This is a genomic window from Gleimia europaea ACS-120-V-Col10b (assembly GCF_000411155.1).
Classification (GTDB): domain Bacteria; phylum Actinomycetota; class Actinomycetes; order Actinomycetales; family Actinomycetaceae; genus Gleimia; species Gleimia europaea_B.
Genome location: NZ_KE150266.1, coordinates 770252 through 785959, shown reverse-complemented (window position 1 = coordinate 785959; position 15708 = coordinate 770252). Strand labels below are relative to the sequence as shown.

13 protein-coding genes are annotated in these 15708 nt (G+C 58.3%); 4 read left to right on the top strand and 9 right to left on the bottom strand.

The window, feature by feature from the left end:
* Window positions 1-75: 75 nt before the first annotated feature.
* The 4 genes from HMPREF9238_RS03545 to HMPREF9238_RS03530 form a co-directional block, all read right to left on the bottom strand.
* The gene (locus HMPREF9238_RS03545; protein WP_016444076.1) at window positions 76-1269 is read right to left on the bottom strand and encodes an acetate/propionate family kinase; all 1194 of its coding nucleotides are present in this window, start codon (window positions 1267-1269) and stop codon (window positions 76-78) included.
* A 14-nt stretch (window positions 1270-1283) separates the two neighbouring features.
* Window positions 1284-3344, bottom strand: a complete 2061-nt coding sequence (pta, locus tag HMPREF9238_RS03540) for a phosphate acetyltransferase (protein ID WP_016444075.1) — start codon at window positions 3342-3344, stop codon at window positions 1284-1286.
* 294 nt (window positions 3345-3638) lie between these two features.
* On the bottom strand, window positions 3639-4586 hold the full coding sequence (locus HMPREF9238_RS03535; RefSeq protein WP_016444074.1) for an ROK family glucokinase: 948 nt from the start codon (window positions 4584-4586) through the stop codon (window positions 3639-3641).
* A 94-nt stretch (window positions 4587-4680) separates the two neighbouring features.
* The gene (locus HMPREF9238_RS03530; RefSeq protein WP_016444073.1) at window positions 4681-5991 is read right to left on the bottom strand and encodes a hypothetical protein; all 1311 of its coding nucleotides are present in this window, start codon (window positions 5989-5991) and stop codon (window positions 4681-4683) included.
* A gap of 86 nt (window positions 5992-6077) precedes the next feature.
* On the opposite strand from HMPREF9238_RS03530, the gene guaA reads away from it, so the two are divergent.
* From guaA to HMPREF9238_RS03515, 3 genes are all read left to right on the top strand, one after another.
* Complete coding sequence (gene guaA / locus HMPREF9238_RS03525) at window positions 6078-7625, top strand: glutamine-hydrolyzing GMP synthase (protein WP_016444072.1); 1548 nt, start codon at window positions 6078-6080, stop codon at window positions 7623-7625.
* A 171-nt stretch (window positions 7626-7796) separates the two neighbouring features.
* Window positions 7797-8321, top strand: coding sequence for a type IV toxin-antitoxin system AbiEi family antitoxin domain-containing protein (locus HMPREF9238_RS03520; RefSeq protein WP_016444071.1), 525 nt, complete (start codon window positions 7797-7799; stop codon window positions 8319-8321).
* Window positions 8318-9139 (top strand): nucleotidyl transferase AbiEii/AbiGii toxin family protein, encoded by an 822-nt coding sequence (locus HMPREF9238_RS03515; protein WP_016444070.1) that lies wholly within the window; start codon window positions 8318-8320, stop codon window positions 9137-9139. The genes HMPREF9238_RS03520 and HMPREF9238_RS03515 overlap by 4 nt, the downstream gene beginning before the upstream one ends.
* A gap of 455 nt (window positions 9140-9594) precedes the next feature.
* On the opposite strand, the gene HMPREF9238_RS08865 is transcribed toward HMPREF9238_RS03515, so the two are convergent.
* The 5 genes from HMPREF9238_RS08865 to HMPREF9238_RS03495 all read right to left on the bottom strand — a co-directional run bounded on the left by HMPREF9238_RS08865 (window position 9595) and on the right by HMPREF9238_RS03495 (window position 12482).
* On the bottom strand, window positions 9595-9756 hold the full coding sequence (locus tag HMPREF9238_RS08865) for a hypothetical protein (protein ID WP_156824381.1): 162 nt from the start codon (window positions 9754-9756) through the stop codon (window positions 9595-9597).
* 26 nt (window positions 9757-9782) lie between these two features.
* Window positions 9783-10226, bottom strand: a complete 444-nt coding sequence (locus HMPREF9238_RS03510) for a hypothetical protein (RefSeq protein WP_016444068.1) — start codon at window positions 10224-10226, stop codon at window positions 9783-9785.
* Window positions 10227-10669: 443 nt separating this feature from the next.
* Window positions 10670-11071, bottom strand: coding sequence for a hypothetical protein (locus HMPREF9238_RS08970; RefSeq protein WP_232217592.1), 402 nt, complete (start codon window positions 11069-11071; stop codon window positions 10670-10672).
* 11 nt (window positions 11072-11082) lie between these two features.
* Window positions 11083-11829: a hypothetical protein gene (locus HMPREF9238_RS08965; RefSeq protein ID WP_016444066.1), complete on the bottom strand. Its 747-nt coding sequence runs from the start codon at window positions 11827-11829 to the stop codon at window positions 11083-11085.
* An 11-nt stretch (window positions 11830-11840) separates the two neighbouring features.
* Complete coding sequence (locus HMPREF9238_RS03495; protein WP_016444065.1) at window positions 11841-12482, bottom strand: hypothetical protein; 642 nt, start codon at window positions 12480-12482, stop codon at window positions 11841-11843.
* 335 nt (window positions 12483-12817) lie between these two features.
* Between HMPREF9238_RS03495 and HMPREF9238_RS03490 the strand changes: the two genes are divergently transcribed.
* Window positions 12818-15706, top strand: coding sequence for a YfhO family protein (locus HMPREF9238_RS03490; RefSeq protein WP_083938912.1), 2889 nt, complete (start codon window positions 12818-12820; stop codon window positions 15704-15706).
* The last annotated feature ends 2 nt before the right edge of the window (window positions 15707-15708 follow it).

Sequence of the window (15708 nt, the reverse complement as noted above, 5' to 3'; positions counted from 1 at the left end):
GAAATGGCGCCCCACTCCGCAAAATAAAACCGATCAGCGCGGTTAAATCGTGCGGACGCGAGGCGCCACAGTGCATTAGTCCAGTAGCGACATCGCCTGCTGGGCGATGGCTAGCTCCTCGTTGGTAGGCACAACCATTACGCGCACCTTCGAATCAGCGGCCGAGATGGTGCGCGGATCCTTTGACCGCAAAACGTTTGCAACCGGATCCAGCGTGATGCCAAACATTTTCAGCTTGTCGCACAGTTCCTGGCGTAGCGCCGAGTCGTTTTCGCCTATGCCCGCAGTGAACGTGAGCACGTCCAGGCCACCCATTTCGGCAGCGTAGGCGCCAACGTACTTCACCAGGCGGTGCAGTACGACGTCGAGGGCGAGGCGGGCTTCCTTATCTCCCGCGTTTGCGCGGGCGCGAACGCTACGCATGTCGTTGTCGCCGGTGAGGCCCTTAAGGCCGGAGCGCTTATTAAACAGCGTGTCGATTTCGTCGATCTTCATGCCACCATTGCGCATGAGGTGGAAAACCGCTGCCGGGTCAATATCACCAGTTCGCGTGCCCATCACCAGGCCCTCGAGGGGGGTTAGGCCCATCGACGTGTCCACGGCTTCGCCATTTACAACTGCGGATGCGGACGCGCCGTTGCCCAGGTGGAGCACGATCTGGCGGATGCGCTTGCGGCCCAGCAGGTCATGGACACGGCCAGAGACGTACTGGTGCGAGGTTCCGTGTGCGCCGTAGCGGCGGATCGAGTATTTGTCTGCGGTTTCCTTGTCCAACGCGTAGGTTGCTGACTCGTCCGGTAGTGACTGGAAGAACGCTGTGTCAAAAACTGCTACGTGAGGAACGTCTGGAAGCATCTTGCGCGCTACGTCAATTCCCTTTAGATGGGCGGGGTTGTGTAGCGGGGCTAGCGGGGACAACTGGTCGATTAGGTTGCGCGTTTGATCATCAATGAGGGCAGGGCCAGAGAAGTATCTGCCGCCTTGGACCACGCGATGTCCAACTGCCACGATATTGGCTTCCTCAAGCTTTGGCCCTACCTGGTCGAACAGGCGCAGGGCTTCGCGCAGTGCTGCGGTGTGGTCGAGGATCGGCTGGTCCATCGCAACCTCTTTGTCTCCGAATCGGTGTTCGGTGTGGGACACAGGTTCGCCGATTCTCTCAGCGATACCCGAGGCGATGGAGACACCATCTTCAGGCTCTACCAGCTGGTATTTGAGCGATGAGGATCCGGAGTTAATAACAAGCACCCGGGGAGGAGTTTCACTCATTGGTTGCTTCCTGTCTAGTTCTGCTCGTTGTTGATGCTTTGGGCTTGCACGGCGGTGATCGCAACCGTGTTGATGATGTCTTCCACGAGGGCGCCGCGCGAAAGATCATTAACCGGCTTGTTGAGACCCTGCAAGATGGGACCCACGGCAACAGCGCCGGAGGAACGCTGCACGGCCTTGTACGTGGTGTTACCAGTGTTGAGGTCGGGGAAGATGAACACGGTAGCCTTGCCGGCAACGTCCGAGTTCGGCATCTTCTGCGCGGCAACTACCGGGTCGATGGACGCGTCAAACTGGAGCGGGCCGTCAACGGCGAGGCCGGGTGCTTTCTGGCGTACGAGTTCGGTAGCCTCACGGACCTTGTCCACGTCCGGCCCGTGACCGGAAGTGCCGGTGGAATAAGAGATCATCGCCACGCGCGGCTCAACCCCGAACTGGGCAGCCGTCTCAGCGGACGAAATCGCGATGTCAGCAAGCTGCTCGGCTGACGGGTCCAGGTTTACAGCGCAGTCGCCATAAACGTGTACGCGATCCTTCATCAGCATGAGGAAAGTGGAAGACACGATCGAGGTTCCCGGCTTGGTCTTGATGATCTGGAAAGATGGCACGATGGTGTGAGCCGTGGTGTGGGCAGCGCCTGAAACCATGCCGTCCGCATCCCCCATGTGCACCATCATGGTGCCAAAGTAGGACACGTCTTGAATCTGCTCGCGCGCCTGCTCCAAAGTGACTCCCTTCTTTGCGCGCAGGCGAGCAAACTCAGCCGCATACTTTTCCAAAAGCTCCGGATCCTGCGGTGACACAATCTGCGTGGTTGCCAGTTCCACGCCCAGCTCTCCCGCACGGGTGCGGATCGCTTCCTCATCGCCAATCAGAATCACGTCGGCCACGCCGCGACGCACAATCGTGTCGGTAGCGTGCAAAATGCGGTCATCGTCAGGCTCGGGCAAAACGATGCGCATGCGTTTGGCCGCAGCCTTTTCCAACAGGTCAATCTGGAACATGAGGGGGGTGACGTGCGCGGCACCGGGCGCCTCAGAAATGGCTTCCATTGCGGCCGGATTGATCGATTTGCGAACTAGTTCGACAGCGCGCTCAAGTTTGCGAGGGGTGTGCAGATGCACTGGGCCGCGAGTGCGCGAAACCCTGTCCGCGGTTTCAAAAGTTCCGGTCGCAACGGTCATGATCGGTAGGTCTGGAACGAGTTTGCCAACCAGGTCCATCACTTGTTCAGACAGTTCAAAACCGCCATTTAGGATGAGGCCGGCCAGGCTCGGCTTGCCCTCAACCGCGTGCGCTGCGGCAACGGTCATCAAAAGCTCGGGGCGATCCGCCGCAGCAATCACGATCTGGCCATCTTGCAGTCGCTCCACCACGTGCGTGGAGTTCATGCCGCAAACCAGCACGCTTTCAGCCTCGCGAAGCAGATTTGCGCGGTCACCATTTATCAAGGTGGCGTTGGTGGAGTTCATGATATCGATGACGCGAGGAGCGGTAAGCAACGGGTCTTCCGGGATCACGTAGGTGGGGATCTTGTCTACCTTGCGGCGGTAATCATCCGCATTTTCTTCCGGAACGCGCGTGATAACCACGCCCGCAACGTGCGCGAACTCTTGGCGGGCCGTAGTCACGGCTAGACGTCCCGCGTCCATCACGTCTTCTGGAGTGCGATCAATACCGGACAGCACCACGGCCATGTGTGCGCCAATGTTCGCGCTCACCCGGCAATTGAACTCAAACTCGTCAAAACCAACCACGCCCTCGAAATCAGAGCCCGAAACGATGACGACATCGACGTTTTCCGAAAGCTTGCGGTGTGTGCGCACAATGCTTTCCAACGCAGAATCGGGATCAGCTACGTACTCCTCATAAGTGAGGGCACCAACGGCAGGTCCGGAAATGACGGTGCCGTTGTTGAAGATATTCAGCATCGCGTCTGTGGATCGGTCTCGTACAATAGGACGCAGGAGGCCAACCTTCATACCTTTTTCAATAAAAAATGAAGCCAGTCCGATAGTCACCATTGGTTTACCGGTGCGGGGCTCTGGCGAGGCAACAAAAAGTGTGCGTGCCAAAACTGTCTCCTTCGAAAAATTTGTTGCGGCTTTCCCTAATGGTAGTTAAAAACAACCGTGATAGTAGAGTCAAGAAGAATTCAAGCAGCGAAAAGCCGTATTTAGCAAAATTGCATTTCCCACAATTTGGGTGGTGAATACTTCACCCGCTCGCCTCCGGGTCGGTGACGGTTGGGGGAGTTCCCCCGGTTGATCTCACCGAAGATGAGCTACACCCGCACATTAAGAGGGTTGCGGCGAACCAAGTACATAAGGACGGTTCACCGCAACCCTCTTATAGGGAGAAATGTGGTGCTAGCCCGACTGGCGAGCCAGGTCAGCGGCGCCGATGAGGCCGGCCGGAACGCCAAGCTCAGCTAGAGTGATCTGGGCGGGCTGGCGGTATAGGCGGGCAGTGAGGTTCTTCTCGAAAGACTTTTGCACGGGTGCGCGCAACAGTTCTCCCGCAGAGGCCACCCCACCAGCGAGCACGATCATTTCCGGATCGAGGATGGCACAAAGATCAGCAAGTCCGCGCCCTACCCACTCCGCAATGGTTTCAACCACGTCCAGCGCAACCGGGTCGCCCTCTTTAGCGGCGGCCGTAACCATCTGGCCAGTGATTTGCTGCGGGTTACCTTCCGCCAGTTCCAGCAGTCGCAGTGCAGAGGCAGGCGCGACCGTAGCGATTTCGCGAGCTTCGTGTACGAGCGCGGTGCCTGAACCGTAGCGTTCCCAGCAACCTCGATTACCGCAACCACAGCGGCGCCCTCCGGCCTTGACCTGCATGTGGCCCACCTCGCCGGCGAAGCCTTGGAAGCCGCGCACCAGCCTGTCATCAACGATGATGCCACCACCAATACCGGTACCTAGCGTGATCACTATCGCGTTCTTCACGTCGCGGGCAGCACCGAAACAGAACTCGCCCCACGCCGCCGCGTTCGCGTCGTTTTCAACCACGGTGGGTAGTCCCGTGGCCTCGGCGATCTTGGAAGCCAAAGGTTCACTACGCCAAGCCAAATTCGGCGCGTACACCACTGAAGTGCGCGTGGCGTCGCAAAAACCTGCCGCCCCAATACCGACGGCGCTTACTTCCTCACCCGCGCGGAGCTTTTCAACCAGGGTGGTAATCGCGCTCGCGGTTGCGTCAACTTCTTGCGCGGGCGTCTGGATCACTTCGGTGCGAAGAACTTCACCTTCTTCATTAACAAGGCCTGCGGCGATCTTAGTGCCGCCTACGTCAACTCCAATCGTGAGGCTCACGTTCTACTCCTTAATTAGTGACAGAGGGGTTTGCGCGAAGTATTTAACTCGTGGTCCGCACTTAAACCTTACGTGAAATAGCCGTAAAGATTAATCAGAATGGGTGCTCGCTTTTGTTCCACACGCTCAGCGGGTGGGTGGGAATGGTAAATGCCTTGTCGAGGTGTTCGGAGACGAGCGAGGCCAGGTTTGCAGGCGTGCCATCGGAGACGAACAGGATGGGTGGGCGTAGCTTCGCCGTCTCAACGAGGTTGAGGATCGGTTTGGCACTGCCGTCTTCAGATTCAACCCAGTAGACCATCCAGTCTGGCCCAATTGGGTGCCGGCGCGAGACGATGAGTCGCTTGACCGCGCAACCGGGAGGAAGAGCGGCAACAACATCCTCGTCCAGGTCAATCATTTGTTGCGGCCCACAAACCCACTCAAGTTCGCTTTCCTCAATGGACGTCAGCTTCAGTTTTAGGTCGGACTTTCTTGCCTCGAACGACTTGCGTTTGGATCGCAACCACAGGTTTTCAAAGCTATCCACGAGGTCGCCAAGGGCGTTGTAGTCCTTTTGCGTCCACGGAATCATGACGCCGGGGTTGATGGCGGTGTACGAGGCGGCGGCGAGGAACCATTCGAGGGGATCAACCGGTTCGGTCAGCAGACCTTCACGCAGGTAGAGGGCGCGGCGAAGCACCTGGTCGCGCAGCGGGTCGGCAACGCGCTTTTGAGCTTTGGCGAGACGGCGGTGGAAGCGGTTTTGGGCGGATTCATAGTCATCTCCGGTGTTCCACTGGTCTCCCGGCCAGTTGTGGAGGCGGGTTAGTTCTTCGCGTAGCGAAAAGCGCTCCCCGATGTGGCCGCGCACTTTGAGGAATTCGTCCCATGCTTCCACCCACGCCACGGCTTGTACGAAAGCGTGCGGGTAGGCGCGGGCGGGAAGAACGGTAAGGTTCTTCGCCCCCTCTTCGATGCCGGTGTACCACTGCTGCAGGTCTTCGGTGGTGTACCAGCGCGATTTACTGTCGGTAAGTTCTTTCCAGTTCGGATTGGTTTTGCGGGCCTCGTGGGCTTGCCACATGCGGGCAAGGGGCTCGCGGATTTTGCGCCGGGGTAGGGTGCGCGTGCGGTTGGTGTACTCATTTTCGATGACGTTGATGGCGGCGAGTACTAGGTCAAGGTCAGGCAGGTCGGGGCCTTTTCGTTTTCCGAGGTCGCGCGGGCTGGTCCAAAGAGATATTAGCCACGCTGTGTCGGGGCAGTGAGCGGCAGTGGCGGCCTCGTTCGCGGCTTGGAGGTAGTCGTGATTGATGGCGTTGATGGCTTGTTTTTCCGTTTTTGTAAGGGGTTTGAGCTTGCGCGTGCCCCATTTGCGGATGAAGACTTCTGACAGCGACGTTGCCGACTTCTTTTGTGCCATGCCTTATATTCTGCCTTATTTTTTGGACGTGGTAACGGATGGCAAATTTTGCGCGGTAGAATTTAGTTGTGACTAACGCAAATGAAATGAAGAATCGCCCGGTTCTGGTGGTCGACCTGGGTGCGCAGAACGTGCAACTGATTGCCCGCCGGGTCCGTGAGGCCCATGTTTACTCCGAGATTGTTCCCCAGACTTATAGTGCGCAGCAGATCCGTGAAAAGAATCCTGCTGCGATTATTCTTTCTGGTGGTCCGTCGTCCGCGCACGTTAAGTTTGACGCGGACATTCTTAATTCTGGGGTTCCAGTTCTTGCTATTTCGTCGGGTTTCCACGTGATGGTGGATGCCCTTGGTGGTGTGGTTACCCCTGGAGATGTGCCAGAAAATGGTCGCGCCCGCGCAACTGTAACGGTTTCGGATTCGAAGCTACTGGGTGCTGATGGTGACCAGGATGTGTGGATGTCTCACACTGACCGCGTGGAGGAGCTACCCGCTGGGTTCCGCGTGAGCGCAAGCACGGATAAGTCGCAGATTGCGGCGGCCGAGGACACGGCTCGCGGCCTGTACGGCGTGGAATGGCTGCCAGAGATTCGCCGCACCGAGCACGGTCAGGATCAAATTGTGCGTTTCTTGCGCGACATTGCGGGCATTGAGGGCGAATGGTCTGCGGCCTCGATTATTGACAGTGAGATTCAAAAGATTCGCGAGCAGGTTGGTTCTGCGCGCGTGATTTGCGCACTGTCTGGCGGTGTGGATTCCTCCGTTGCGGCGGCCCTTGTGCACAAGGCTGTTGGGGACCAGCTCACCTGTTTCTTCGTGGATCATGGCCTGTTGCGTCTGGGTGAGCGCGAGCAGGTTGAGCGTGACTACGCAGCCACGATGGGTATTCGTGTGGTCACGATTGACGAGTCGGAACGTTTCTTGAACGCGTTGAAGGACGTTACTGAACCGGAGCAGAAACGCAAGATCATTGGCCGCGAGTTCATCCGCGTGTTCGAGGATGCGCAGAAGAAGTTCGTGGCAGAAGCTGATCGCGATGGGGAGGAAGTTAAGTTCCTCGTCCAGGGCACGATCTACCCGGATGTGGTCGAGTCTGGAGCCGAGGGATCGGCAAACATCAAGTCGCACCACAACGTGGGCGGCCTGCCGGAGGATTTGAACTTTGAGCTGGTTGAGCCGCTACGCGCCCTCTTTAAGGACGAGGTGCGCGAGCTTGGCCTTGAGATTGGGGTGCCGGCCTCTATGGTGAAGCGCCAGCCGTTCCCCGGCCCCGGCTTGGGTGTGCGCGTGGTTGGCGCGCTGACTCGGGAGCGTTTGGATGTTCTTCGTGCAGCTGATTTCATTGTGCGCGAGGAGCTGACCAATGCTGGCCTTGACGAGGTTATTTGGCAGTGCCCGGTTGTTCTGCTGGCCGATGTCAGATCCGTGGGTGTCACGGGCGATCAGCGCACGTACGGTCACCCGATTGTTCTGCGCCCGATCATTTCCGAGGACGCCATGAGCGCCGAATGGGCGCACGTGCCGTACGACGTGCTGGACCGCATTTCGATGCGAATCACCAGTGAGGTCCCGGAAATCAACAGGGTTGTGCTTGACGTGACGTCAAAGCCGCCGGCAACAATCGAGTGGGAGTAGTTAAAATACGTGCAACATACGTGCACGACAACCTAGATAGCACCCATAGCGCACTGCATCATGGGTGCTATCTTTGCGCAAGGAAGCGGGCTGCGGCGCACTGCAGGCACCATCACAGGGTTGCATACTTTCGATAGGTCAAAAGTATAGTAAATACGCTATACTTTCGGCATGGCTAAAATCGACGACATATACGAGGCGGTAGACGACTTCGGCCTAATCACCTCTGCCGAGGCGGCCGGGCTCGGCATGTCCAGGGCGGAGATGGTCCAGCAAGAAAAGCTGGGGAAGCTCGTGCGCGTCGCGCGCGGCGTGTACCGCATGCCCATTTGGCCATCGCAGCCGCAGACGCCCTATGCCATCGCCGTGAAGGCGGCGGGCGAAGGGGCCTTCCTCTGCGGAGAGTCGGTTGTGGCGCTGCTGGGGCTGGCGCCAACGGACCCTACTAAAATGCGCCTCGCGTCGCCGAGGCGCTGCCGACGCAATCTCGGCCCCGGGGTCACCTTGGAGCGAATGGGCGGGACGGTCCCCGTCTACCTGGAGGGCGTCGCCTGCCAGCCCTTGCCGGCCGCCATCGCGGCAGCCTCGAAGACCATGGGGGTCGACAGGGCCATTGAGGCCGCAAGCGAGGCGCTCGCACGCGGCTACATAACCAAAGAGGAGGAAGCGCGGATCAAGGAGGAGATAACCCGATGAAGAGACCCAACAGCATGCGCCATCTCGACGACGCGATACGCAGGCTCCGCGGGGGCGCGCCCCAGGACTTCATGAGGGCGCGCACCGTGATGGCGAACGCGATCGTGGCGAGCATGCTCCCCGACGGGGTCGTCAAGGGCGGCAGCGCGCTCAAGATGCGCTTCGGCGAGGAGAACACGCGGTTCACCACGGACCTAGACACCGCCACGGCGACCGATCCCGCAGCCTACGCCGCCCAGCTTAACTCGAGGCTCCGCTCCGGCTGGGAGGGGTTCTCCGGCCGCGTGGTAGAAAAGGACCCGGCCTCGCCCGATGGGATTCCCGAGCAGTACGTCATGCAGCCGTATGACGTCAAGCTGGACTACCTCGGGAAACCCTGGTGCACGGTGCCGCTCGAGGTCGGCCACAACGAGATAGGCGACGCCGACGCGCCAGAGTGGGCCGAGCTGGCGGACGCCGGCGAGCTCTTCGAGGCGATGGGATTCCCCGCGCCCGGCAGAGCTCCCCTTATGCCGCTCGACCACCAGATCGCCCAGAAGCTCCACGCCGTCTCCGGCCCGGACGATCGGGCCCGCGATCTCATCGACCTCCAGCTGATCGACGCCAGAGCCGAGGTTGACCTTACGGCTGCGAGGGCCGCCTGCCGGAGGCTTTTCTCCTACAGGCGGGCGCAGGCCTGGCCGCCGGTCATTGCCAAGCAAAAGGGATGGAATGAGATGTACGCCGCCCTCGCAGAGGGCCTGCCCGTGCTCCAGGATGTTGACGAGGCGATTCGGTGGGCCAATGAATTCGTCGCCAGGATCGAAGACGCCCGGTAGGCTCGGGCGGAAGCGGACGGGCGGTGCCTGCCCGGGGAAAGCGCGCAGCAGAAACGAGACCTGCCTGCTGCTTCTTTCTCGCCCTATAATCAAAACACCTTGAGAACCCACTCGCCAGCCTTCATGACCCACTGTGACCCACAAAAGCGCCCTATCCCCACCCCGAAACCCATGACCCAAATTTGACCCCATGGATTCGCGGCAATTTTTGAGACTGGGCGTAAATAGGATAAACTGGAGCAAACTGCGGCAAACTGGGGAGAGTTTCTAGCTATTGAGTGGGAGTAACGAGAACTGGCTTTCGAACTCGCGTTTTAGTACCGCCGAGTACTGTCTGATGCTGTTTCGGCATCGCCCTAGGGCAAAGCCACCAGCACAATAACGGGAATAACGGCCTCCGAACCCTCTGGTTCGGAGGCTGTTTGCAAAGAAACGTCAATTTACCTGGGGAAATATCAGGAAGACGTCTTCCAAACGGCGTAAGCGCTCTCATCGATTTCGCCGTGCTCGAGCTCTTCGCGCTTTTCCTCGCCAAGCGCGCGCAGATCGCCGACGCGCTCTTCGAGCTGTGGGGTGAATAGTATGCCGTGCGAGAACAGCGCCCGCAAACGCAGCAAGACGATGTCGCGGCGCTGATCTGGGCTTACGCCCTCGTCGAACCGCCTCGATACACCGTGACCTTGCAAGAGTAGACCCGCCAGAAGAACTCGGGGTCGTCGTCGATGCCGTCTTCTCCGAAGCAGGACACCTCTCTGACGCGGCATGCGAGCCATTCGCCGGCGCCGAGGCTCTCGATGACCTTTTGGAATAGCTGGTCGTCGTAATCGTGATAGGGCGTGTAGGGCACCGTGGACCCGTCGGCCAGGTGGAACCTGTAGCCCCATTCGTTGGCGTCCTCCGAACACGGACGCACCTCGAGAAGGTCGCCCTCCTTGAGGGAGGCCGCCGACCTCTCGAGGGCCACGTCGCGCTCCTTTTCGCCTTCCTTCCAGGTAGAGTCAGACCAAAGGTCCGCTATTCCGATTTTCTCGACACCCAGCGGGGCGTCGTCCAGGAAAACGTCCGGGGTCACGTCCTTGAGGAACATCTTGGCGCTCCGGATGGCTATGGCCTCCTCGAGCGTTTGCGCCTCCGCGTATTCTTACGTCTTATAGTCTTCGACGCTGAACCGCTCGCCCTCGTATCTCTCCGGGCTTGGCAGGCCGAGCTCCTCGTCGTTCATTCTTTCGACCTTTCTCGGTTGCCTACGGCTAATCACGGGTCTTGCCATTTCGACTTGAGGCCAGAAGAAGCCGCCGGCGGCTCGGTTTGGGATGCCGCTAAATCCTCCCGGGCTATTGCATGCTTTATTCAACCCGTTCTCCCACGACCTCGGAAACGCAAACGGCATCGAAGCGCACTGCGGGGAGAGGCTCGACCATTCCTCAGTCCGCTTGCGTAGCCCTAAATGCCGGGGTTTCCGTTGACTTCCGCTCCTCGGCGTGGAGGACGAGCTGGCGAGGATGCTCGCGGAGGAGAAGGAAGAGTTTTCTAATCATTCCGATCGTCGATGAGCCAGCAGTCGGTTCCATCTGTGAGTAGCGTCCTGGCTGTCCGTGATACTGCCGCGATGCGTTCGATCTCGCCTTTTCGATCGTCGGCCTCGGACCTTAATTTCGATTCGCCCGATCGCAGGCTCGCGAGCATCTCAACCTTGGCCTCAAGGAGCTGCTCTTTTGCAGCCGCCCTGGGAGTCTGGGAGACCAGCCTCTTGAGGGCGTTTCTCTGGGTACCGCGCGGAAGCGCGATAGGCGTCCCTTTCATGCCCCCGATCTTCATCTCCATGAGCGCAGCGATGATCTGTCTCTTTTTCAGAAAGCCCTGAGATTTGTCGAGGATCCGCTGCTCTTCGATGAGGGCGCTGCGGTCATCCATGCTGCCGTCGTAGTACATGCGCGTCATGGCTAGCGCCGACAGTGCCTGGAGGCACATGCCGAACTGAGTCTCGTAGGACTGACCTCTTTAAGCAACGGTTCAAGGTGCTTTTCGCGCTTGGTAGCGCCCCTGACCTTGTCCTCGATGCCGGCGAGTTGCTCGGTAATCCAATCGATAACCTGGCCGACGTCGTTGTACCTGCCCTCGATCTCGTTTCTTGCCGCTTGGTGCGCCTCGGCGGGCTTTTGGAGATAATCGCCATGAAGGGCTGCGTAGGTTCTGGCGATGTCCAGGGCGTTTTTGACTTTTGCTCTCTGATCACCAGCGATCATGGAGGCGATCGATTCCAACTTGGCGTCGATACGCTGGAGGCTGTCGCTGATTTCGGTCATGTACGCCTGGCCGACAACCATTGCCGCTGCAGCGAGGCCGACGCTGGTGATCTGCACAGGGCTGACCCCAGTGGCCTTGAGGGAGACGTCGCCGCTCAGGCGACCTTTTGGGTTCCGGACAAGGGCCCTCACCGCTTCTGGGTCTTTCTTCGAGGCAACAAGATCCTTAAGGCTGTAACCTTCGGGGACCTCGACTTTATAGAGTTGCTTTCTCTCGACGAGATTTATGACGTTCGAAGCGAGACCGAGAACGGCATCCGCCCGCCCTCCGATGCCGGCGTGATTCTCTTTGCTCGCATCGGTGCGCGCGATGACCTTGATGCTGTCGAAGTCTTCTATCGCAACGGCCTCGACGCTAATCGGTGCAAGTTCCTTGTCGCTCATGCTCTTAGCGCCTATCTCGCCTCATTGGAACGCGCCAGGACGTCCCATTTGTTGTACGAGCTCTCGGCCTGAAGGTCACTGACGAGGGCCTCAAAGCGAGTCTTGAGGTCTTTTTCCTCGCATGGAAAGAGCAGTAGCATCATGGGTTTTTTGAACTTGAAGTCGGCGTAGACGTCGACGTTGCCGAAACCGCGAAGCTGGGTGTAGATGCTGAAGCCCATGGATTTGCCGCAACCGACATAGACATCCTCGTAGGCGGAAGGGTCTTTCTTGCGAGCCGACTTCATCGTGGTGATGGCGAAGCAGCCGGCGATTGCCATGTACCCATCGCTGAGATCACCCCCGCTGGAGACGCTGTTCTCGAAGTTCTCGAAGAACTCCTTGGCGGAGATCGGTGGAAGCGAGCTTGCCACGGCCTTCTTGCGGGCTGCCTCGAGTGACTTTTGCTGCTCCTTCCAATCTTTGATCGCCTGACCTTTTGAAAGAATGGAATCCCCTGCTTCTCTCAGGTTATTTGCCACCTGCTTTCCCCTCCGTTGCCTCCAATCGATCAGAGCGGGTCCGTATTTGTCCATGGCGGGTTCAGCGGACGGCAGGACATTCTTTCCGATGTCGATGACCCTTTTGACATCTTGCAGCTTTATCTTTTCCAATTGCGCACCCCTGTTCACGGACAACCGCGAGCTTATCGGGCAGTCTCCGGCGGTGTCTTGTTTTCATCTAGTGCCCACATTATCTCACCATATGCAAGACCCCTTGCCGAGATATGGCGGCAAGGCGACTAAAAACGACGACCCAACTGGAATGGACCGGAATGGCGTGGCAGCAAACGACCTTATACGAGTGGGAGTAGTCTTCCAAAGCGATGTTTGGGGAGGGCGGTGCGCGGCGCTGCCCTCCCCAAAAGCTTATAGAGAGGCCGGTTTATGGGCCTGGTGGGTGCTGATAGGGCGCAAGTCTGCCAAAATATTGTTGTCGCAGTGTAGTGATGAGCGAGGAGATTCTTATGCCGGACGACGCAGCACCCCAGTACGTGACGCCGAAGGACGTAGCGTCGGTACAAGCGGACGAGGCTGAGCAGGATCCGCAGTCGGTGGACTCGCCTGAACAGTCGGACACAATCGGGGCTCCCGAGCTGAGCGTGCCGCGAAAGTCTCGGGTCGCCCTGCTGAATCCGAAAGCGTGGTTCGCTCCGAAGAATCGTCCAGGCATTGCCGCGTTTGTCATTCCATCTTTGATTATTTTCGTCGCGTTCCAGGTGGAGGGGGTGTGGCCAAGCGGCGACCGGCATATCCTCACTATTGACCTGTACCATCAGTACGCGCCTTTCCTCGCGGAATATCAGCGTAAACTGTCAAACTTTGAGACTTTGATGTATTCATGGCGAGGAGGGCTTGGCACTGATTTTCTCTCGCTCTTCGCCTACTACCTGGCAAGTCCAATAAACTTGCTCATTTTGTTGTTCCCCGCCTCGCAACTGTCTAACTTTGTGCTGTTCGACGTCGTCCTAAAGACGGGCCTGGCTGGCTACACCGGCTACTTCTTCTTGCGTCGCGGCCGCGCTCACACCCCGTGGGTGGCGGTCCTATTCTCGCTCGGTTACGCGCTGTCTTCATTCACGCTCGCGTATTTTTGGAACATCATGTGGCTGGACGTCCAGATAATGCTCCCCCTCCTCGCTTATGGGGCGTGGCTGATCGTTAAGCATGAGCGGCTTGTGCCCTACGTTATCTTCACAGCCATCACCCTGTTTGTGAATTACTACGCCGCATTCTTCGCCGTCCTCTTTATCTCCCTGTACTTCTTGGCCCTCTTATTTGAGAACGTGCCGTTTAAACGTTGGCGCGATCAAGTGGCCAAAGTGATCCTGTTTGGCGCGGCGTCCGTGTTTGGGGCGGCGCTGGCTTCCGCGCTTTTGATCCCGGTCTATTTAAAGCTGCAACACACGTCGGCATATGGTGATGCGTGGCCGGACAAGCTGGACTTCATGTATTCGCCAATCGACTTGTTCGGGCGGCAAATGTTGCTGTCTGAACCGGCGGTGCGTGAGGGGCTTCCCAACATTTATGCGGGCATCCTCGTCCTGTTGCTGATCCCGGCGTACTTTCTAGCGCGTAGCATTTCCACCCGGGCGAAGCTCGCTAACGGCTTGCTACTCGCCATCATGGCGCTCAGCCTGTCGGTCAACTCGTTGAACTTCTTCTGGCACGGCATGCACTACCCGAACCAGTTGAATCACCGGTTTGCGTTTACGGCGGTGTTCCTCCTGGTGGTGATGACCGCTGACGCGTTCCGTGCGCTCAAAAACGAACCCCTCCCACTGGCCAAAATCGCATCCGGCATTGGCCTGCTGGCCCTGGTCATGTATCGCATTGACAAAGAGGCGGTGACGGCGCGTGCGATGGTTGCAACGATTGCGGTCAGCGCGCTGTATGTGGCGGTCTTGGTAGCTTTTACGCGGCGAGAAGAGATCGCTTTGAAACTGGGGAAGAAGCAGCGCGTGTTTGCTGCGCGCGCCGTGGCGGTAGCAACCATGATCGGCCTGGTTTCATTGGAACTGCTGGGATCATCGATTATGGGCATTAAAGAGGTGCGAGACGGACAGGTGTTTGGCAACCGCGATGGCTACGCTGCGGGCGACTTCCCTCGGGATATGCGCGAGGTTGCCGCCAAAATCAAGGCCGAGAATGATGGGTATCCGCGCGCGGAGCTCGCTAATCGCAAGACTTATAACGACGCGTTCCTATACGGCTATGACGGCGTCACCCTGTTCGGATCCTCGTTTAGCGAGGAACAGCTAAAACTCATGGAAGACGTTGGCCTATCCACCAACGGCATTAACTCCTACGCTTACAATCCGGTGAAACCGCTCGATACTTTCCTCGGCGTGAAATATGTGATGACCAGTGACAAGGAGCACGGGCAGCTGATTGACTACCCAACGTACTACGAGTCAGCGAACCTCACCGTGTACGAGAACGCGGATGCCCTGCCGGTTGCGTTCCTGGTGGATAGCGCGGCAAAGGATTTCAAAACCGGCGCCGAGGGCTACCTTACTAGTCAGGCGAGGATGTACGAGGCCGCGTTTGGCACTTCGGGTCTTTACAAGCCGGTGAGGGCAGACTTCTTGGCTACCACGGGTTCGGTGTTGGAACAGGCCGATACGACGTTTGGGCAGCAAGCCAAGTTTGAGGCCACTTCCGAGCAGGCCGTTGTGAACGTGAGCGTCACGGCGCAAACGAATGGCCACTACTTCCTCGCCTACAAGTCCGGAACGGCAAAAGTGCAAAATGTTGCGGTTTATACGGGCAATGAACAGAAGGTGCAGGTAAGTACTCAAAAGAATGGTTTGGTTGATCTGGGTGTTCTTCGCGCGGGCGACACCGGACGCGTGGAATTTAAGACAGAGAAGGATAAGTCTGGCACGGTCAGTTTTGAAGCTGGCATGTTGAACGATTCGGTTTACGAGCGCGGCATTGCGAAGGCAAACGCCAACCCCGTACAGATTGAGCGCGGGCAGCGGTCGATGGATATTAGCGTGAATGCACCGCAGGCCGGCTACCTACTGGTAAGTAACATTTACGATCCGGGCTGGGAAGCTACGGTTAATGGCCAGAGCGTAACAGTTGCACCCTTCGACGATTCGCTCATGCTGATTCCGGTTCAGGCTGGTCAAAACCGGGTGCACATGAGCTTCACGCCCATTGGTTTGCGCGTCGGACTGGTCATCAATGCTATTGCCCTGGGCTTGCTGATCGGTTTGGTCGTGTTTGAGCGCAGAACGCGCCAGCGTCAGTTGTATCGCAAGCACACGCACGAGGCCAGCAGCGGGGATGTTGCCCGCGTGGAAACAGATGAGAAGCGTGAGGAAGAGTAAGC

Coding starts and splice junctions, on each gene's coding strand:
- HMPREF9238_RS03520 (WP_016444071.1), top strand. CDS start 7,797: ATGGCTAAAATCGACGACATATACGAGGCGGTAGACGACTTCGGCCTA.
- guaA (WP_016444072.1), top strand. CDS start 6,078: ATGAAGAATCGCCCGGTTCTGGTGGTCGACCTGGGTGCGCAGAACGTG.
- HMPREF9238_RS08970 (WP_232217592.1), bottom strand. CDS start 11,071: ATGTACTACGACGGCAGCATGGATGACCGCAGCGCCCTCATCGAAGAG.
- HMPREF9238_RS03545 (WP_016444076.1), bottom strand. CDS start 1,269: ATGAGTGAAACTCCTCCCCGGGTGCTTGTTATTAACTCCGGATCCTCA.
- HMPREF9238_RS03530 (WP_016444073.1), bottom strand. CDS start 5,991: ATGGCACAAAAGAAGTCGGCAACGTCGCTGTCAGAAGTCTTCATCCGC.
- HMPREF9238_RS03510 (WP_016444068.1), bottom strand. CDS start 10,226: ATGTTCCTCAAGGACGTGACCCCGGACGTTTTCCTGGACGACGCCCCG.
- HMPREF9238_RS03515 (WP_016444070.1), top strand. CDS start 8,318: ATGAAGAGACCCAACAGCATGCGCCATCTCGACGACGCGATACGCAGG.
- HMPREF9238_RS08965 (WP_016444066.1), bottom strand. CDS start 11,829: ATGAGCGACAAGGAACTTGCACCGATTAGCGTCGAGGCCGTTGCGATA.
- HMPREF9238_RS03490 (WP_083938912.1), top strand. CDS start 12,818: ATGAGCGAGGAGATTCTTATGCCGGACGACGCAGCACCCCAGTACGTG.